The sequence below is a fragment of the Chryseobacterium pyrolae genome, assembly GCF_025153485.1.
Taxonomy (GTDB): domain Bacteria; phylum Bacteroidota; class Bacteroidia; order Flavobacteriales; family Weeksellaceae; genus Chryseobacterium; species Chryseobacterium antibioticum.
Map to the genome: position 1 here is coordinate 523,853 of NZ_JANZQH010000002.1, position 20,207 is coordinate 544,059.

The window sequence follows — 20,207 nt, forward strand, 5'->3', positions numbered from 1 at the left end:
CCTCATGACCCGACAAAACCTGTCGCATAAAACAAAAAGAGCTGATCCCCGAAAGGATCAGCCCAAAACATTAACTGTTTATATAGATAGAATTATGATTTCTTATTTCCAGCCACCGCCTAAACTTTTGTAAATATCTACAACGGTACTCAGCTGTTTCTGTTTAGCTTCAATCAGCTCCATCTTGGCATCCAGAGCGTCTCTTTGATTCAGAAGAACCTCAAGGTAATCTGCTCTTGAATTTCGGAACAATTGGTTAGCTATGTCAATAGACTGATCCAAAGCTTTTGTTTCCTGGGATTTCATCTGATAGTACTGGTCTATATTTTTGACCTTTGACATTAAATTCGCTACATCCAGATAAGCATGCAGGATTGTTTTATCATACTCATACAGAGACTGGATCTGTTTCGCATCAGCAGTCTGGAAGTTGGCTTTGATCGCGCTTTTATTAATCAGCGGACCAGCAAGTTCTCCTGCTAAATTATAAGCAATGGATTCCGGCAATTTAACCAGATAAGAAGGTTTGAATGCTTCCAATCCTAACGTTGCAGAAATTTCCAGTGACGGATAAAACTCTTTTCTCGCTGCCTGTACATCCAGTTTTGCGGCTTTTAATTCCAATTCCGCCTGTTTGATATCAGGACGGTTGGCTAATAACTGAGAAGGTATTCCCGTATAAACCGTTTGCGGCATCGTAGACATAAAGCTTTCTTTCGTTCTCACGATAGGCTGTGGATACCTTCCCAAAAGAGCATTGATCTGATTCTCTTTCTCAGTAATATTCTGACGGACAGTATATTCTGCAGCTTTGGATTTTGCCAACTCCGCTTCAAACTTCTTCACAGCCAATTCCGTAGCAGCAGCAGCTTCCTTTTGAATTTTAGAAATCTCCAAGGCTCTTTGTTGCAACTTAATGTACTGCTGAATGATGTCCAATTGATTATCAAGCGCCAGCAATTCATAATAATTATCCGCTACTTCTTCAATAAGATTGGACAATACGAAGTTTTTGCCTTCCACTGTAGAAAGGTAGTGAGCAACAGCCGCTTCCTTTTCAGTTCTGAGCTTCTTCCAGATATCAATCTCCCAATTCGCCATCAGTCCACCTTCAAAATTGCCCAGCGGATCCGGCATTTCTCTTCCCGGTTCTATTTCTGTAGTGGCATCACCAGCTCCCTCACTGGTATAGCGACCTGCTTTTTTCAGACCTGCTCCTATTCCTGCTGAAACAGTAGGAGTCAGTTTTCCTTTTTTAGCGAGAACACCACTTTTTGCTATTTCAATTTCCTGAAGCGTAATCAGTAATTCCTGATTGTTTTTCAAGGAAATTTCTATTAAGCTAACCAAATTAGGATCTGTAAAAAACTGTCTCCACGGTGTTGTTCCGCTGTTTGCATTAGCATCCTGCTGCTCTTCCTGATTGAAATTCTGAGGCAGGTTTTCTTTTACTTCATCTTTTATTACGGTCGCCATTGGAGCCCTACAACCTGTGAGAACAAGCAATAAAGCACTGGCTACTATATATTTATTATAAATCTTCATGTTTGTTATCGTGTTGATAAGGTTCAGTTTGTTCTGTTAAAGGATTCTCTTCTTCATATTTTGCCAGTTTCGATTTCTCTGCAATGGTTCCGAAAATGTAATACAGTCCAGGAATAATCATCAGCCCGAAAATAGTTCCTATCAGCATCCCTCCTGCGGCAGCAGTACCAATCGTTCTGTTTCCTACAGCTCCCGGTCCGGTTGCCATTACCAACGGAATAAGACCTGCAACAAATGCAAATGAAGTCATCAGGATCGGACGGAAACGGATCGCTGCTCCTTCAATGGCTGCCTGAGCTACCGGAATTCCTTCTTCTGCTTTCTTCTGAACGGCAAATTCTACAATCAATACGGCATTTTTACCCAAAAGACCAATCAACATGACCATCGCCACCTGAGCATAGATGTTATTTTCCAATCCTAATAATTTCAAGCATAAGAATGCTCCGAAAATACCAGTAGGAAGAGATAAGATCACCGGCAACGGAAGAATAAAGCTTTCATACTGCGCGGCAAGGATCAGATAAACAAATCCAAGACAAACAAGGAAGATAAATACAGCTTCGTTTCCTCTGCTCACTTCGTCCTTGGAAATACCGGCCCAGTCGATACCAAAACCTCTAGGAAGTGTTTTATCCGCAACTTCCTGAATCGCTTTAATGGCCTGTCCGCTACTGTATCCCGGAGCAGGTGTTCCACTTACCTCCGCGGAATTGTACATATTGTGTCTTGTGATCTCGGATAATCCATATACCTTTTCCATTCTCATAAAATCAGAGTACGGAACCATCTGCTCCTTATCATTTTTCACATAGAGTTTCAACAGATCCGTAGGCAGTGCACGGTATTGAGGACCAGCCTGCACAATGACTTTATAAGGTCTGTCGAAACGGATGAAGCTGGTCTCATAGTTGGAACCGATCAATGTAGACAGATTATCCATCGCACTTTGTATCGTTACTCCTTTCTGCTCGGCAAGATCATTATCTACTTTCAGCATGTACTGAGGGAAACTTGCAGAATAGAATGTAAATGCAGATCCAAGCTCAGGGCGTTTCTTTAATTCATTAACAAAATCGTTACTTACCTGCTCCATTTTATGATAATCTCCACTTCCTGCTTTATCCAGCAAACGGAGTTCAAAACCTCCTGCAGCACCGTAGCCCGGAATGGAAGGCGGCTGGAAGAATTCTATATTGGCACCAGGAATATTCTTGGCTTTTTCTTCGAGTTTTTCAATGATCTCGGCAGCAGATTCTTTACGTTCTTCCCAGCTTTTAAGGTTAATCAGACAGGTTCCTGAGTTGGATCCTGTACCTTCCGTAAGAATTTCATATCCTGCTAATGAAGAAACGGACTGTACCCCATCAATATCTTCAGATTCTCTTAATAATTCTTTGGCGATCTGGTTGGTTCTTTCAAGAGTAGATCCCGGAGGTGTCTGGATAATAGCATAGATCATCCCCTGATCTTCCGCCGGAATAAATCCTGAAGGAAGTGAGTTGCTCAGGAAGAATGTACAGGCACAGAATGCCAGTAATAAAGGAAGTGTGATAGATTTTTTCTTCACTGTTTTATTCAGCATCTTTTCATACCTCCCGGCTCCTTTCGTGAATAAATTGTTGAATTTATCTAAGAAAATAGTTATTGGGGTTCTCTTTTTAGCTTTTCCATGATTGTTTCTTAAGATCAAAGCACATAAAGCAGGAGTCAGTGTCAAGGCTACAACTCCTGAAAGGATGATCGCAGAAGCCATTGTAATGGAGAACTGACGGTAAAATACTCCAACCGGACCGGACATAAATGCAATCGGAATGAATACGGATGCCATTACCAAAGTGATTGCGATAATCGCCCCACTGATTTCATGCATCGCTTCTTCCGTAGCTTTCAATGGAGAAAGTCCTTTTTCTTCCATCTTGGCATGCACCGCTTCAATTACCACAATCGCATCATCGACGACGACCCCGATGGCCATTACCAATGCGAAGAGCGAGATCATGTTCAGGGTAATTCCAAATGCAGACATGACTGCAAATGTACCGACCAGTGAAACCGGAACAGCTAAAGCCGGAATTAAAGTTGAACGCCAGTCACCAAGGAACAGGAATACCACAATGGCCACCAGGATAAAGGCTTCAAAAAGGGTATGAATAACCTTTTCCATGGATGCATCCAGGAATCTGGAAACGTCATAACTGATGTCATAGTGCATTCCTTTCGGGAAGTTATTTTTCTCAAGGTCTTTCATCAAAGTTTTCACATTTTTGATAACGTCACTTGCATTGGAACCGTAGGATTGTTTTACGGTAATCGCAGCAGACGGTTTTCCGTTAAGTGTAGAATAAATATCATACATTGAGGAACCGAATTCTATATCTGCAACATCTTTTAATCTTACAAACTCCCCGCCCGGTTTCGCTTTTAAGATAATATTTCCATAATCTTTTTCATTGTTAAAACGTCCGGAATATTTCAGGATATATTCAAATGACTGGGAACGTTTTCCTGAACTTTCCCCTGTTTTACCTGGAGAAGCTTCCAAACTCTGCTGGTTCAGGGACTCCATCACTTCATCTGCCGAAATATTGTAAGCGGTAAGCCTGTCCGGTTTAAGCCAGATACGCATGGCATATTCACGGGTTCCGAGAATATCGGCGAAACCGACTCCACTTACCCTTCTCAATTCAGACATCACGTTGATATCAGCATAGTTGAAAAGGAATTTCTGGTCCGCTTTAGGGTCGTCACTGTACAGGTTAATGTACATCAACATGTTCGGTTCTTCACGGGTAATTTTTACTCCTTCACGCACTACCAGAGGCGGAAGTTTGTTAACAACGGAAGATACACGGTTTTGAACGTTTACTGCGGCTACATTGGGATCTGTTCCGAGATCAAATACAATTTGGATGGAAGCTTCCCCGTCGTTACCGGCATCGGAGGTCATATATTTCATACCCGGAACTCCATTCAGACCTCTTTCGAGGGGAATAACTACTGATTTGATCAATAGTTCGTTGTTGGCTCCCGGATATTCTGCGGTGATATTTACTTTAGGTGGTGAAATAGAGGGAAACTGGGTCACTGGAAGTTTTACCAGCGACAAAACTCCCATAAATACGATGATCAGTGAGATCACGATAGACAGAACGGGTCTGCGGATGAATTTCTTAAACATACTGCTTCGTTTTACGAGTAGACTACTCTGCTTTTAGTTTCAATGACTGAAGAACTTTCTTGGGATCCTGGAATTTGGACTGTATTTTCTGGTCATCTTTTACCTTCTGTACCCCTTCTAAAAGGATCTTATCTCCCTCTGCAAGTCCTGACCCTACTACATAAAGATCCGGCAGCTCGTAAGCCACTTTTATATTTCTTGATTTTGCAGTTCCGTTTTTATCAATGACGAAAACATATTTCTGGTCTTGAATTTCATAAGTAGCTTTCTGCGGAATGATAAGCGCATTATGAACCGGCAGAGTCATCTGTACTTTTCCGGTTTCGCCATTTCTTAGCAGTTTATCCGGATTGGGGAATTTTGCTCTGAAGGCAATATTTCCGGTTTCATTGTCAAATTCTCCTTCTATGGTCTGGATCTCTCCTTTCTGAGGTAGCATTTCTCCGTTCGCCATAATCAAAGACACCTGATTGCTTCCTCTGTCGGCAGCATGGGTCTGATAGCTTAGATATTCAGGTTCTGAAACGTTAAAATAACTGTAGACATTGGTATTGTCTGATAAAGAAGTCAGCAGATCTCCTTCATCCACCAGGCTTCCCAGTTTTAAAGGAATTCTGTTGATCACCCCTGAAAACGGTGCTTTAATGTCAGTAAAAGATAAATGGATCTGGGCCAGTTTCATTTCAGCATTGGCTGCATCGAGCTTCGCTTTAGCCATCGCTCTTTCATTTTTAGAAACAATGTTGTTGCTGGCAAGGGTGCTGGCATTTTTAAGCTCTATGGTAGCCTGTTCTACTTCTGCTTTGGCTTTCAATAATTCTGCCTGATACAGCTGAGGCATAATTCTGAACAGGGTTTGTCCTGCCTGTACATACTGTCCTTCATCAACATAAATTTTTTCAAGAAATCCTTTTTCCTGCGCTCGGACTTCGATGTTTTTCACCGACTGGATCTGGGCTACATATTCTTTGTTGATCACCGTATCCATTTTTACAGGGCTGGTGACGGGATATACTACGGCTTCTTCTTTTTCTTCTTTCTTCTGACTGCAGCCAACAGTCAATAAAAGGGTGCTTATCGCAATGCCTGAGGCAACTCTTTTGATCATAATTCTAGAGTTTAATATAAATCGTTAATGTTTTGAATGAAAAATAAAACGGTAATAAGAAATCCTGCGTCATGGTGATTACCGGCATAAACAACGCAGTATATCTCCCATCCGGACTGTGGACAGAAAATAGATCAGGAAAAATGAATTTTTAAATTCTGATAGAACGAATCAGAATGAATGTTTTAACATGGGAATACAGCGAAAGAAAACCATTGAAACCCGGTTTTCTGCTTTTAAAAGAATGTAGGCCAAAAATATAGACAAGACTGAAAACACTGGCAAAAACAGCAATAATCTGGATGGTATCAGACAGCTGAAAGTCGTCTTCAGTAAGTTCTAAAGTAGAATTATCAATATTATCTGCCATTTGCTGAACCGAAAGTTTCTCAAAAGTCTGGTTCAGGCGGTTGGCCTTTTTGGGCAAATGATGAGAAACATGACCGGAATAGTCATTGCGTAGTGTTTTGACATCAAGTTTGCTTTCTACTACAAAGAGCAGAAAAAGACCGGTCAAAAAATATACTATTAGGTTTCTCATTTTGAAGTGGCAAATGTACACCTAGAAAGGTATACGCTCATAATAGATTAACAAAATTTAACTCTCCTTTAAATAAGCTGAATAAAGAAAACATTCATTTTTTCTTATAAAGCCATTATTAAATAATCACTTAATTTCACCATTAATAAACATAAATAACATACAATCTGTTTTTATGATCAATTATAGACACAAACAGAATGCAATGGATAAAGGATACGCTATTTCTACTACAACTCCAGATGGCAGGTTTTCTGTACGTTGCTTCATTCCTTTTTTATAAAATGCAATTCATGATGGGGCCCTCAACTCCAGGCAGTGCAGGAAATGTAGCTAAATGCCCAGGCGGAACTGGTAACCAAAGTATTTTCACTATTGATCAAATCACCGAACCTTAAAATTCAATTAAAAATATTAATTAAATCCACCTTTAAAGAGAACTGACTTTTTCAGTTTTCTTTTTTCTGTTAAATCTCAAAAAAAATACGCTCAAGAGCATGATTAAAATCATTTTTCACTGTGTATCAACATCATATAATTTCAATACTTTTGCACCAAATAAAAACAACAAATGTAACATGAAAAAAAACTATACTTTTTTATTCTTAAAACCGGCTGTCTAAAGCAGTATTCCAACGGTTCCCAGTTCAGCAAATCTTTATAGAGCAGAAAGTTTTTTTATGATTTATACAAAAGCACTGTAAAGGAACCTCCGGGCTCAATGGATAAAAACATTAGATTAATTTATGCAAATTTAACATATATTTATTAAAAATATTCGTAAATTTATGTAGTATTAATATCACAATTCATGACACACTTTCAAATCACTTATCATTATGAAAAATTTATTTACATTGTTTCTTATGGGCCTGGCAGTCCTTTCCTCAACAGCGTGTAAGCATCCGGGCAAAGAAACGGAAGCACTTACTGAGGCAGTCTCTGAAAACAAAGATGAGATCTCTAAAGATGTTTTCACTGACAGTTATGGGGAAAAAATTGAAGTCACCATCAATCACACAAAAAACATAGCAACCGTTCATCTGGAAGGCAAAACGTATGATCTTAAGAAAAGCGATGCTCTTCCTGAATATACGGCTAGCAATGAAGAATATCAATATTCCGATATCAAAGGAAATATCACTTTACTGAAAAAAAATGTAGATATGGTTCTGTTCCATGCTAAGCGTGAAACAAAGGGATCAGGATCTGCAAAGATGGCTTCTTATTAATTTGAAAGTCCAAACATTACACCAACCTTACAAAATAATAACTATGAAAAACTTGTATTACTATTTATCCGCTCTTTTTTTATTGGTATTTCTTACCGCATGTAAAACTCCTCCAACACAAAAGACCACTGATATTATGGGGAAAACATGGAAACTTACGGAACTGAACGGACAACCTATCAAGCTTAAAAATGCTAAAAACAATCCTTATTTCAAGCTTAATACGGAAGGGATGAGATATGAAGGTCATGCCGGATGCAATGGATTTGGAGGTACTTTTGAGATTAAACCTGATATCATGAGAATCAAATTCAACCAAGGAATGTCTACCATGATGGCCTGTGAGGATCTTGAAACCGAACAATTATTTACAAAAGCAGTGCTTGCCGCAGATAATTATTCTGTAAATGGCAATACACTGACCTTAAACAAGGCTAGAATGGCACCTTTGGCTAAATTTGTTCTTCAGCCTTAATAAATAAGTATTGAATTTAATATTTTACGATACAAAAAGACGCTTTACGATTGGTGAAGCGTCTTTTTTATTGATATCACTTCTTCCTATTTCTTATAGATCATATAACATATCAGAAGGCTTATATTGACCAGAACGGCAAATGCATTTGACACAATAATAGGCAGTTCGTTTTTCATAAAACCATACCATACCCATAGTGAAAGTCCAGATATAAGGACCAACAGCATGACCAGAGAAATATCGTCTACATTCTTCTCTTTGATGACCTTGATCAGTTGGGGAATCATGGAAATAGATGTGAGGACTCCGGCTATTATACCCAAAACATTTTCATTCATAATTTAAATTCTCTTCTGAAGATATGAATTTCTACGCTATATTTTAATCAACCTGGAATTATTTAAATCTGTCGCTGGAAACTTCTTCATGCAAAGGTATATTTTTTTCAATCAACTGGTACAAGCTCCTGGAGAAGTAGCAACCGTTTAAAATTCCTCTTGCTCCAAGGCCGTTAAAAACATAAAGATTTTGATATGATTCATGTCTTCCTATAATCGGTCTTCTGTCTTTTACCGTTGGCCTGAAACCAAAGTTCACTTCTTCCACGTCAAAGTCATGTGGATAAATTTCAGACAAGCCATTGACGAGCTGCTTCACAGCAGATTCGTCTACGTGATGATGAAGCTGTTCCCGATCATAGGTTCCGCCATAGAAATGAAGTTCGTTATCTGTGGGGAATAAGAAATGTTTCTTTTTAATTGTAATATCCTTTGGAATGGATTCGGAAAGTTTTACTTTAATATGATGCCCCTTATTTGGAGTAACGGCAATATTTGAAAAGAAAGGATTTTCCTTCACTCCCATTCCTTCACAGAATATAATATTTTGAGATTGGAAATCTTTATAGGAACCTGTAGAAGCGTCTAATTTGTCATAATCAAATTTTTCTTTGATCAGAAGTTCATTTTTTTCTAAAAAATAGAATAGATCCATGAAAAACCCGCTTACTTTCAGTCTGGCAGACTGATTGACCTTTCCGGTATTAAAGTCATTTTTTACTACCTCTAAATGATCGAAATTTTCATCAAGGAAGCTGGAAAGTTCTTCATTTTTCGATTTCTTTACCCAAAGATTCTGTTCATTTTCGTCATGAAAAATTCTATGGATAGGTGAATCGATCAGATAATTTTTCCCGGTGTAGGATTCTATTTCGATCAAAGTGTCTTTAAGAAAGTCGATTTGTTCCTGTGCTTTCCAGAATGTAGTGAATTTCTTAAGGACCACAGGATTGATAATTCCAGCAGAAACCTGTGAAGCGCTTTTCCTGCCTTCAGAAAATAATACAAAAGATTTGTTATTCTTAATTAACTGATGAGCGAAAAACAACCCCGCATATCCGTCTCCAACGATGATATAGTCTATATGTTTCATAATAAAAAAAACCTGAGTAAAAGTACTCAGGTTTTGTATAAATATCAAGTGAAATCTTAGTAATTCCACATATCATTTTCCATGTTAAGGATCTGATTTTTGATTCTTTCGCTTTCAGCTAACTGTTCGTCAGCATCTTTAGGGAGATATTTATCGATTGTACCGTCACCTAAACCGCCAGATGATTTATAAATGATTGAAGAGAATCTTCTCGCATTGATGATATCATCGAAAGACAGGTCCGCAGAAGAGTTCTTTCTGTTGTAAATAAAATTATTTGCCAACACGTCTCTTGCATTCGGATAGTAGATCCAGAATAGGTCGATAAGCTCGTCATTACTTGCAATCGGCTTACCATCTGGTCCAATAACTCCCTGTACAGCTGGATCTGGACCCATTGCTGCAATACCAAGAGGTCTGTATTTCATCTGTCCGTCTCTCTTATCGATAAACCACATACCCATGATCTTAAGAACTTTTACTTTTTCAGTAGTCGTCTTGAAAACGTCGGTATATTCTTTTTTCTCCTGCTCTGTTAATTGTCTTCCAGAGTTAAGGATATCAATAGCAGCATCATTGATAATTACTTTTTCCAATCTCTTTTGGATCCCTTCCGGTGAAAGTTTCACCGTAAAGTTTTCATCATCGTAAACCTGCTCGATCTTTCCGCTTAAAGCAGCATCCAATAATAACTGATATAGCGATCTTGTAGGTGTAGAAAGAAGTCCATCCGGATTGTCGTAGTAGAAAGGCTGGTTGATCTTATCATTCATATCAATGATCTCCCAAACAAACATACTCTTAAGGATATCTTTATCTTCTACAAAACCATATTCAAGAGGTTTTACTGTTTTATCAATAATAGTATCACCAACTTTTTGTTTGTTTTCCTCTCTCATCTGTCTGAACTCTTCCGGAGAAGCTGCGTTCAGAATAGTCTGGGATAAAGCGAATCCCGAAACTAATACTAAAAGGGTGCTAATATATTTTTTCATAATAAATTACAATTTTAGTCCTATGGAATATTAATGATTATAGGAGTAATGTTTTTAATTACCTGACCGTCTAGTCCCTGAGCAGTAACTTTAATATCGAAGATAGAAACTACGTCTCCAGATCTAAGATTTTTCACTAATCCAGCGGCATCATTCAATGAATTTCCGTGAATTAATAGTGCTGCTCTTCCAGGAACTCTTACCATAAATTGCGTTACAGTAAATGAAACTGGGAAGTCGAAATCAGGAATCGCTGCCTGTACCGTTTGATTCTGGATAGATGTTGGAGGCATCGCTACGATACTTTGTCCTCTGATCTGTCCTTGTGGTGGTGGTACATTCTTAATTCTATATTCAAATACCTGTGATACAGATTTTCCGTAAGGATCTATTCCTGATAATGTAAGTTTAACTGTATTACCTGAAGAAGGTTTCACACTCCATTTTCCTGGACCTGTATTTCTTACCGATGCTCCCGGAGCAGATAATGAAAGTTTAGAATTGTCGGCACCTAAGATAGATCCTGAAACAGGGTTCTCAAGTCCTCTATACATTACATTCATTTTATCAGCAGAAAGCAATAATCCTTTTTCAAGTTTTACTTCTCTTGGTCCTGCAATTACATTATAAGTATGCGTCCATGGGAAACTTTGAGGTTTTCCTGAAGCATCCGTTAAGGTAATTGTTCCTCCAAGCTTGTGTTCTCCGATACCAGAACCTGAAATAGAGGTGATCCCTTTTCCATTTTCTACTCTACCAACACCAGAAATACTAATTTTGTTGCTTGTAGAATAAGTACCTAACATTACTTTTACTTCAGCCTGTTTTCCTGCCTGGATATCTACCGGACCAGAAACGATAGGCTCGTAACTTGAGAATTTGATATTTGCATCTACTTTCTCCTGAAGTAACAACGCCAATGCATCAGACTGTACGTTTCTAGCATCATTCTGAATGATCTCCAGGTTAGAGATCGCCGCGATTAACGGCTGATGATAGAATTTGTTCTGAAACCAGGTCTTGTCATTCGGAGATTTTCCTTTTGGATATTCAGCGATCAAAGATTTATTAGCTCTGTCTACTAAATCTTTTAACTGTGCATTGTTTCCAAAAGTTGCATTAATATAATTTCTTACGTCGTCAATTTTAGCTTTTAAGTCTAAAGCTCCTTTTGAAGGGGTATTTTCTTCTCCTTCTTTGAAGAAATATTCTGTAGTTGCTTCATTATTATTAAGCGCTGCGAAATTTTCGCTTACATCAATTTCTTTTCCGGTTTTTGGATCTTTATCATGAAAATCCGAGTGCTTTTTAAGGGCATCTTTAATACTTTGAGCAGAAGCTACTAAAACATCAATTTTACCTTTTAAAACTTTATACTGTCCCCAAGGCTGTGCGTAGGTATCCGGAACCTGCTGTGCTTTTGCCTCAAGCGTTTTTTCGAAAATCTTTTCGTTTTTAGTCTCTGTTAAGGTTCTTGTTTCATTCAATGCTTTCGTAGAGTCGTAGTATGATCTGATGATTTCTGCATCAATGTTTAGGGCCATCATAGCGATGAACACCAGATACATTAGGTTGATCATCTTCTGACGAGGTGTCTGTTTTCCTTGTGCCATTCTCTTTTCTTTTAGTTTTTGATTAAGTAGTTAATTTAGAAATGGTTAGGAATTAAGACTTCATAGCAGTAAGCATACCACCATAAACTCTATTTAAGCTGTTAAGATTAGTTGTTAAACCTAGTAACTCTTGATTGAATTTTTCAGACTGCTCTGCAGACTTCTGCATATCTGCTACGTATTTGTTAGCAAATTCAGATTGTCTTTTACCGCTTTCAAGCTGCATTGTATATAAAGCATTCATACTTTCCATATGCTGAGCAGCTTTGTTAAGCTGATCATTATATTTATGTGTAGAAGCAGATACATCTACAGTTTGGTTGATCTGATCAACAGAGTTAGAGAATTTATCGATACCTGTTCTTAGTCTGTCAAATAATTGAACATCCAGCTTTGCATCCTGAAGCATTTTGTCTAATTTATTTGAAAGAGAATTTTCTAATTCTGCAAACTGCTGTGCATTGTTTTTAGATGATACATTAGAATGTAAAGGGTTTGGGTGTGCATGCTTATCTAATAATTCAGGATAAACATTCTCCCATGCATAAGATTCTTCTGATTTTGGAGGGTCAAATGCGAAAATAATAAAGATAATAGCCTCCGTAATAAGTCCCACTGTAAGAGCGATATTACCATTAATTGGTCCCAAGGTAATGTGAGTAATTTTAAGCCAAGCTCCAAGAATTACAATTGCAGCACCGAATGAATAAAAGAAATTCATCCAAGCATCTTTAGTCTTAAACATATTAAGTTAGTTTTTTTAATGTTAAATAAAATTGTTATTGAAAATAATTGTCTGGTTAATTATCTGTTAACTCTTCTTGGTTTAACAGCTGCTTCAGGAATATCCTGTACAGTTCTGAATCCGATATAGCTTCTTGCGGAATCTTTTCTTTCCCAATCTCTAGCACCTGTCATCAGGGCATATCCTATATCTTTCCAAGAACCACCTCTTACAGATCTCTTTGTATCCTTTTTATCTTTAGTAGAAGGATTTAAAGTAGATGAGAATCCATAAGAAGAGTTGTTATACGCAGATTCTGTCCATTCAGAAACGTTTCCAGCCATATCAAATAACCCAAATCCATTTTTCTTAAATTTCTTTACTGGAGCTGTATATGTATAAGTACCTTTTTTCTCGTCTTCCATGTAATTACCTCTCTTTGGTTTGAAGTTGGCTAAGTAGCAACCTCTGTCATCCATTAAATATGGACCACCCCAAGGATAAGTAGCATTTTGCATTCCGCCTCTTGCAGCATATTCCCATTCGATTTCTGTAGGAAGACGGAACAGCATTGGTCTTTGCTTTTTTCTTTTTAAGCTTTCGTTGTAGTCTGTTTTCAGTTTAGATCTGAAGTTACAGTAAGCTCTTGCCTGATCCCAGGTTACCCCTACTACAGGATAATCTTTGTAGGCTTTGTGCCAGAAATATTGTTCGAACAACGGTTCGTTATATGTAAAGTGGAAATCATTTATCCAAACCGTTGTATCAGGATAGATCGCAATGCTTGAACTCTTAAGGTAGTTAGCTCCTCTTTCGTTGTCAGCAAGTGCTGCATCCATATCTCCCCACTGATAGTTGTATTTTAGTTTACTAACGTCTAAAATTCTTTCGTTTCCGATTCTAGAAGAAGCAGGCAGATACATAGATTCAAGAACTTCCGCGTATTCTACATCAGGATACTTTCCAGTGCTCCAATGTAAAGGGATTTTCCAGTCTAGTTTTTTACTTGCATCATAACCTCCGTCTTCTCTTCCTCCCTGGCCTTCTAAATACTCCTGATAAGGTGTTAAGTTTTCTTCTTTTTTAGCAAGGTATGCATAATCACCTATGCTTGCTCCTTTACGTCCACCTTCTTCACCGCCTTCCCCAGCGGCTTCAGCTAATAGAGTTCTCGCAATGGAATCTCTCACATAATTGATAAATACCCTGTATTCGGCATTGGTAGTTTCTGCTTCATCCATGAAGAAAGAAGAGACTGTAACAGTTTTCAATGATGCTTTTTCAGGCGTATTTGTTGGATCCTGATCCGCCAGACCAGCAACAAATGAACCTGCAGGAATAGCCACCATTCCATATGGTCTTTCCGCAACAAATGATTTCGTTTTTTCTCTTGGTATCAATTCTCCTTTCGTTCCAGGCTTCCCTACAGAAGAACTGCCACCACCTGAACAAGATACTGATGCTACCGACGCAGACAATAATAAAAGAAATATCCTTTTCATGTTAATTTTTATAATTAAGCCGTAAATATATAATTTTTTTAAGAAACTTTTAAGATTTTTTTTGAAATAACGGAAGAAATCTAAATTTATTTTATTTACAACTACTTTTTACTCTACAGTTACAGATTTTGCCAGGTTTCTTGGCTGATCTACATTGGCTCCTCGGTATACTGCAATGTAGTAAGCTAATAGCTGTAAAGGCACTGACGCAACAATTGGTGAGAAACATTCTGAAGTCTCAGGAATTTCAATCACATAATCTGCCATTGCACTCACCTGTTTATCTCCTTTGTTAACCACAGCAATAACTTTCCCTTTTCTTGCCTTAATTTCCTGAACATTACTCACAATCTTATCATAATGTCCTTTTTTAGGAGCAATGATAACGATTGGCATATTCTCATCAATAAGGGCAATAGGTCCGTGTTTCATTTCTGCTGCCGGATATCCTTCTGCGTGAATATAAGAGATCTCTTTCAGTTTTAGCGCACCTTCTAATGCCGCAGGATAATTGTACCCTCTTCCCAAATAAAGGAAATTGGTTGTGTGGATAAAATCTTTGGCTATATTTTGAGTCAGCTCATGAGTCGTACTTAAAACTTCTTCTATTTTTTTAGGAAGAGCATCCAGTTCAGAAATTAAGCTCATGAATTCTGCATTGCCTAAGTTACCGTTGTGTTTTCCTAATTTAAATGCAATTAGAGTAAGAATGGTAAGCTGTGCCGTAAAAGCTTTTGTAGAAGCTACTCCTATCTCAGGACCAGCATGTGTATATGAACCGGCATCTGTAATTCTTGCGATGGAAGAATCCACTACATTACATATACCGTATATAAATGCTCCTCTTTCTTTTGCTAATTTCAAGGCAGCCATTGTATCAGCTGTTTCTCCGGATTGGGAAATAGCAATAACAACGTCTTTATCAGTAATAATAGGATTTCTGTATCTGAATTCTGATGCATATTCTACCTCTACAGGAATTCTTGCATATTCTTCGATAAGGTATTCGCCGATAAGACCTGCATGCCATGAAGTACCACATGCAATGATGATGATTCTATTGGCATTCTTGAATCTCTCCAAATGATCCCAGATCCCAGCCATTTTGATAATCCCTTCATCTACAAGAAGTCTTCCTCTCATCGTGTCATGGATAGACTTAGGCTGTTCAAAGATCTCTTTAAGCATAAAATGCTCGTATCCCCCTTTTTCAATCTGCTCTAAGCTTAATTTAAGCTCCTGAATCTCTGGTTCAATCTTAGAATTATCATTAATTGTTCTGATGTCTACACCATTCTCTAATGAAATAGTAGCCATGTGTCCCTCTTCAAGATAGATCGCCTCTTTTGTAAATTCTACGAAAGGAGATGCATCAGAAGCAATAAAGTATTCTTTCTCACCAATTCCTATGGCTAGCGGAGAACCTAATCTCGCTACAACCAATACTCCTGGATAATCTTCATGAAGTACCGTGATAGCATATGCTCCGTATACTTCATTCAAAGCATATCTTACAGCAGTAGGGAAATCTGTTTCTGATTTTAAATCCATAAAATACTGGATAAGATTCACCAGTACTTCTGTATCGGTTTCAGATTTAAAAGTAAATCCTTTTTCCGTAAGCATTGTTTTAATAGTGTCATAGTTTTCTATAATACCATTATGTACAACTGCTATTTTTCCGTTATTTGATAAATGTGGATGTGAATTTCTATCACTTGGAACCCCATGTGTAGCCCATCTGGTATGCCCCATTCCTATTTTGGCTGTTCCTTTCAGTTGTTCTGAAATACTCACCAAATCATCTACCTTCCCTTTTGTTTTTTCTATTTCAAATTTTTTATTTGAGCCTTCCAAAACAATTCCTGCACTGTCATACCCTCTATATTCTAATCTTCTAAGACCGTTGATGACAATATCATACGCATCCTGAAACCCTGTATATCCTACAATTCCGCACATATTTTTTCTAGTGTTTTTTTATTTTTTTGTCCCGTAAGTAATTTTTAACTGAATTCTGTTGGCATTCGTTTTATCTGTTCCAACAAAAACGCCTCTTTCCGTTGCAAATGCTCTGGTTGTAAATTTATAACCAGCAGCTGCCCCTGATGTAGTTGGCACAAACTGTCCCATATTAACAAGAAGGGTTTTATTTGCCTCTTTACCTTCAACAATATCCTTCACTGTTTTTGTAACCGTAAAGTCATAATAAGAAGGGTTTTTATCTAAATCATAAGATTTCATCATTCCAAAGCCAGCTGTCAAGTCTGCTATAAACGCTGAAGAAGTAAGTAATCCGGTTGTTGCATCTTTTATTACAGGAAGAATAGTAAAGTTATCCCTAGTCCTTCTGTAATTATTACTCCAAGTAGAAGCATCTGTAAAGATTCTGATTCTAGCATTCATAATCGCAGCCTTATCCTTATCATATAATGCTTTAAGAGTAGCAATAGTTTCATCAGGAATTTTCACACCTATGGAAGGTCCTCCCATTCCCTGCAGATAAAGTTTAGCATCACCGGTCTGATCGTTAATCATAGTTGATGCGGCTGCCCATGCAGACCCTGCTCTGTTATATTCGTACTGTCCGATACGTGCATTACCAATACCACCTGTTAAAAGTAATTTAAAAGTAGACTGAGGTCTTGTAATTGTACCGTTATCGTTTTTCTCATTAGTATAATACATGATTACTTCCATACTTTCCGTAGGAAGCTGCAAAAGATATCCATCTGTATCAGTCACAGACAGTTTTATCCCTTTGAAGTATCTTGTAAAGTTAGCAGCATCCTGAAGTTCAGGCTTACCGTTTTTATCAAGAAGCTTTGTTTGGAAAAAGTCTTTATTTAAAGGAATTCTGATTCCTGCATCCGAGGTAAATAAAGCTGAATTATCTGACTTCTTAGTGATGGTCTTAGAGGTTACAGTTCCATCAAATACGGTAGAACCCAATGCTGCTCCAGTACTAACAACTACATTAGAACGTTTGAAAGCAGGATCATTACCATCTAAGAATGTTGTAATTTCATCTACATTAATATGCAATAAAGAGTGTGTCCCTCCAGGACCTAGTCTCATTTTACCATATTTAAAACCATAATTAGTAGGATACCTCTTTATCTCTGTGGAAACAGGTACCGTTTCAGTTCCTACCAGTATGCTTTCATCCTTAAGAGGACGTGTAACCACTGAATCAGCAACAGAGTTAGGTCTCAATACTAAAACTACAGAATCTACTTTTGGAGTCGTTCCGAAGTTGAAATTATCAGAGCTCATCCTTAACTGGGTAAGATAGGATGCTTTCTGCATACCAAACTGTCCCTCAGAAAAAGCTCCAAGGACAGCATAGGATGGAGATATCCCTGATGTATTGATCTGATTCACAAGTCTCCCAGCATCACTTCTGATCGAATCATTATTATTAATATTATAAGCAATAAGGTCGTAGGAAGATACATTGCCTTCCGCGGCACCATCTATAAAAAGCTGTTCGCCCAGCGAATCCGTTTCCGGTTCGCAATTATAAAGAAGAGCGCTCCCAAAAACCGCCACAAAAAGCATGGCTAAAGTTCTTTTAACAGTATGAGTCATTAAAAAATGTGTTTAATAAATTTGGTTTATAGAATCTACGTCAACGTATTCTGACTTTGGAGTTGTTGTTTCATTGAAACCTTTATCCAGGTCTTCATCAAGAAACTCATCTCCTTTTACTACCATGTCAACGTAATTCATACTTTCAATAACAAAATTTTTGATTGTCGGATTATCTAACGCTTTTAATCCGGAAATATTATCGAATGTCAATTTTTCAGCGATGTTTTTATCCAGATCAGCGTCTTTCTCATTGTAAAGGGAAAGAACGATTTTGGCATCTTTGAAGTAAGTGTCAGATTCGTAATATGTTTTAAGGTAAATTGGAACAAAAGAAGACATCCATCCATTCAAGTGGATTACATCCGGAACCCAGTTTAGTTTTTTGATGGTTTCAATTACACCTCTCGCAAAGAAAATAGCTCTTTCGTCGTTATCATCAAAAGGTTTTCCTTCATCATCAACGTAGTATTGCTTTCTTTTGAAGTATTCTTCGTTGTCAATAAAGTAAACCTGAAGTCTTTCCCCCGGAAGAGACGCTACTTTAATGATTAACGGCTGATCTAGGTCATTAATAATAATGTTCATCCCCGAAAGACGGATCACCTCATGAAGTTGGAATTTTCTTTCACTTATTTGTCCAAATCTTGGCATAAAAACTCTTACATCATTGCCTTCATTGTGCATCTTAAGTGCCATTTTGTTTACCACTGCAGCCATATTTGTGTCTTCTTGATATGGATACATCTCTGTAGTAATGTACAGTATTTTTTGATTCGGCATAAATTTCTATCTATATTTTTGTAAAAATGCTTTAATGTGCAAAATTACAAAAAAACATCCAACATTATTTTAATTAACATTATTTTACGATAATTCCCATTTTCAAATTATTAAAAACACATATAATTATGTGATATTTTTAGTATTTTTGAATTAGTATTAAAATAAACTATGGAAGTTATAAAGAACAAGAAAACCCTTCAGGATTTCATTGAAAGACAGAAAGAAATGGGTAAAAAGATAGGCTTCGCTCCTACTATGGGAGCCCTTCATAAGGGACATCTTTCTCTGTATGAAGAAGCCAGAAAAGATAATGATCTGGTTATTTCTTCAATTTTTGTAAATCCCACCCAATTTAACAATCCGGAAGACCTTGAAAAGTACCCAAGAGATATTAACAGAGATATTCTTATCTTGAAAAATTCAGGATTGGTGGATGCGGTTTATATCCCTGAAGTCGCCGATATCTATCCTGAAAAAACAGAAAGCCAGCATTATGATTTTGATGGACTGGAAAATGAAATGGAAGGAAAATCAAGACCGGGGCATTTCGACGGTGTAGGAACTGTGGTAGAAGAGCTTTTCAGACAGATCCAGCCGGACAGTGCTTATTTTGGAGAAAAAGATTTTCAACAGCTTGCCATTATCAAAAAAATGGTTGAAAAGAAACATCTTCCTGTAAAAATTACTGGTGTTTCTATTTACAGAGCTGACAATGGTCTGGCATTAAGCTCCCGAAACCAAAGGCTTCACGAAGACCGAAGAGAGGCATCAAAAGTTATTTATCATACCTTAAACAAAGTAAACGACTGGTTTAGAATCCTTACGATCCCTGAAATAAACGAAAGAGTGACAGACATTTTTGATCATGAGCAGGGAATGAAATTAGAATATTTCCTGATCGCTGATGAAGAAACCCTGAAAGAAACTGATTTCTTTTACAAGGACAGAAATTACAGAGCATTCATCGTAGTTGTAGTAGACGGGGTAAGGCTTATTGACAATATGCATTTGGATTAAATATTAAACACCTGTTCAACAGAAATCCCCCAATAATCTTATAAAAAATTAAAACTCTGATCAATATTATCAGAGTTTTTTTATTTTTTGGGTGATCATAATATATAAAAAAAATCAAAGGTCTCTTGAGGAAACCTTTGATACACCAAATCACAAAATATTAATATGAAAAAAATTTACTTTTCAGTAAACTTGTGACCCGGCTGGGATTCGAACCCAGGACCCATACATTAAAAGTGTATTGCTCTACCAGCTGAGCTACCGAGTCGGTCACTTGTTAACGATTTGCATTTATACAATGACTCTCGTTTTAAGAGGTGCAAAGATATGATTTTTTTTCAATCCCGCAATATATTTTTTTTAAAATTTAAAGTGTTTTTATTTTTTAAAAAAATCAAAGGTCTCTTGCGGAGACCTTTGAAACACCAAATCACAAAATATTAATATGAAAAAAATTTACTTT

General features: G+C 37.4%; 16 protein-coding genes and 1 tRNA gene. 3 read left to right on the forward strand and 14 right to left on the reverse strand.

Features of this window, described 5'->3' with window-relative positions:
• Window positions 1–102 precede the first annotated feature (102 nt).
• From NZD88_RS05725 to NZD88_RS05740, 4 genes are all read right to left on the reverse strand, one after another.
• Window positions 103–1,545: a TolC family protein gene (locus NZD88_RS05725; protein WP_259828129.1), complete on the reverse strand. Its 1,443-nt coding sequence runs from the start codon at window positions 1,543–1,545 to the stop codon at window positions 103–105.
• Complete coding sequence (locus tag NZD88_RS05730; protein WP_259828130.1) at window positions 1,532–4,726, reverse strand: efflux RND transporter permease subunit; 3,195 nt, start codon at window positions 4,724–4,726, stop codon at window positions 1,532–1,534. Before NZD88_RS05730 ends, NZD88_RS05725 begins: the two co-directional genes overlap by 14 nt.
• A 22-nt stretch (window positions 4,727–4,748) precedes the next feature.
• Window positions 4,749–5,834, reverse strand: a complete 1,086-nt coding sequence (locus NZD88_RS05735) for an efflux RND transporter periplasmic adaptor subunit (RefSeq protein ID WP_259828131.1) — start codon at window positions 5,832–5,834, stop codon at window positions 4,749–4,751.
• Window positions 5,835–5,985: 151 nt separating this feature from the next.
• Window positions 5,986–6,375 carry a hypothetical protein gene (locus NZD88_RS05740; RefSeq protein WP_259828132.1) on the reverse strand — a complete coding sequence of 130 codons (390 nt, stop codon included), beginning with the start codon at window positions 6,373–6,375 and terminating at the stop codon, window positions 5,986–5,988.
• An 839-nt stretch (window positions 6,376–7,214) separates the two neighbouring features.
• Between NZD88_RS05740 and NZD88_RS05745 the strand changes: the two genes are divergently transcribed.
• Window positions 7,215–7,607 (forward strand): hypothetical protein, encoded by a 393-nt coding sequence (locus NZD88_RS05745; RefSeq protein ID WP_259828133.1) that lies wholly within the window; start codon window positions 7,215–7,217, stop codon window positions 7,605–7,607.
• 43 nt (window positions 7,608–7,650) lie between these two features.
• Window positions 7,651–8,082 (forward strand): META domain-containing protein, encoded by a 432-nt coding sequence (locus tag NZD88_RS05750; RefSeq protein WP_259828134.1) that lies wholly within the window; start codon window positions 7,651–7,653, stop codon window positions 8,080–8,082.
• Between the two features lie 86 nt (window positions 8,083–8,168).
• Here the strand turns inward: NZD88_RS05750 and NZD88_RS05755 are convergent, their stop codons facing one another.
• The 9 genes from NZD88_RS05755 to NZD88_RS05795 all read right to left on the reverse strand — a co-directional run bounded on the left by NZD88_RS05755 (window position 8,169) and on the right by NZD88_RS05795 (window position 18,724).
• On the reverse strand, window positions 8,169–8,423 hold the full coding sequence (locus NZD88_RS05755; RefSeq protein ID WP_259828135.1) for a SemiSWEET transporter: 255 nt from the start codon (window positions 8,421–8,423) through the stop codon (window positions 8,169–8,171).
• 58 nt (window positions 8,424–8,481) lie between these two features.
• Complete coding sequence (locus NZD88_RS05760; RefSeq protein ID WP_259828136.1) at window positions 8,482–9,516, reverse strand: NAD(P)/FAD-dependent oxidoreductase; 1,035 nt, start codon at window positions 9,514–9,516, stop codon at window positions 8,482–8,484.
• A gap of 56 nt (window positions 9,517–9,572) precedes the next feature.
• Window positions 9,573–10,511 carry a type IX secretion system ring subunit PorN/GldN gene (porN, locus tag NZD88_RS05765; RefSeq protein ID WP_259828137.1) on the reverse strand — a complete coding sequence of 313 codons (939 nt, stop codon included), beginning with the start codon at window positions 10,509–10,511 and terminating at the stop codon, window positions 9,573–9,575.
• 20 nt (window positions 10,512–10,531) lie between these two features.
• Window positions 10,532–12,124, reverse strand: a complete 1,593-nt coding sequence (gene porM, locus NZD88_RS05770; protein WP_259828138.1) for a type IX secretion system motor protein PorM/GldM — start codon at window positions 12,122–12,124, stop codon at window positions 10,532–10,534.
• 52 nt (window positions 12,125–12,176) lie between these two features.
• Complete coding sequence (gene porL, locus NZD88_RS05775; RefSeq protein WP_169236085.1) at window positions 12,177–12,869, reverse strand: type IX secretion system motor protein PorL/GldL; 693 nt, start codon at window positions 12,867–12,869, stop codon at window positions 12,177–12,179.
• Between the two features lie 59 nt (window positions 12,870–12,928).
• On the reverse strand, window positions 12,929–14,350 hold the full coding sequence (gene porK, locus NZD88_RS05780) for a T9SS ring complex lipoprotein PorK/GldK (RefSeq protein WP_169236086.1): 1,422 nt from the start codon (window positions 14,348–14,350) through the stop codon (window positions 12,929–12,931).
• 108 nt (window positions 14,351–14,458) lie between these two features.
• Window positions 14,459–16,312: a glutamine--fructose-6-phosphate transaminase (isomerizing) gene (gene glmS / locus NZD88_RS05785; protein ID WP_259828139.1), complete on the reverse strand. Its 1,854-nt coding sequence runs from the start codon at window positions 16,310–16,312 to the stop codon at window positions 14,459–14,461.
• 18 nt (window positions 16,313–16,330) lie between these two features.
• Window positions 16,331–17,941, reverse strand: a complete 1,611-nt coding sequence (locus NZD88_RS05790) for a DUF4270 domain-containing protein (protein WP_259828140.1) — start codon at window positions 17,939–17,941, stop codon at window positions 16,331–16,333.
• A gap of 12 nt (window positions 17,942–17,953) precedes the next feature.
• Window positions 17,954–18,724: a glycogen/starch synthase gene (locus NZD88_RS05795; RefSeq protein ID WP_169236089.1), complete on the reverse strand. Its 771-nt coding sequence runs from the start codon at window positions 18,722–18,724 to the stop codon at window positions 17,954–17,956.
• Window positions 18,725–18,895: 171 nt separating this feature from the next.
• Here NZD88_RS05795 and panC point away from each other — a divergent pair, with 171 nt between their 5' ends.
• A complete protein-coding gene (gene panC / locus NZD88_RS05800) occupies window positions 18,896–19,744 on the forward strand; it encodes a pantoate--beta-alanine ligase (RefSeq protein ID WP_259828141.1) in 849 nt (282 codons plus the stop codon).
• 195 nt (window positions 19,745–19,939) lie between these two features.
• On the opposite strand, the gene NZD88_RS05805 is transcribed toward panC, so the two are convergent.
• Window positions 19,940–20,012, reverse strand: a tRNA-Lys gene (locus NZD88_RS05805).
• Window positions 20,013–20,207: the final 195 nt, after the last annotated feature.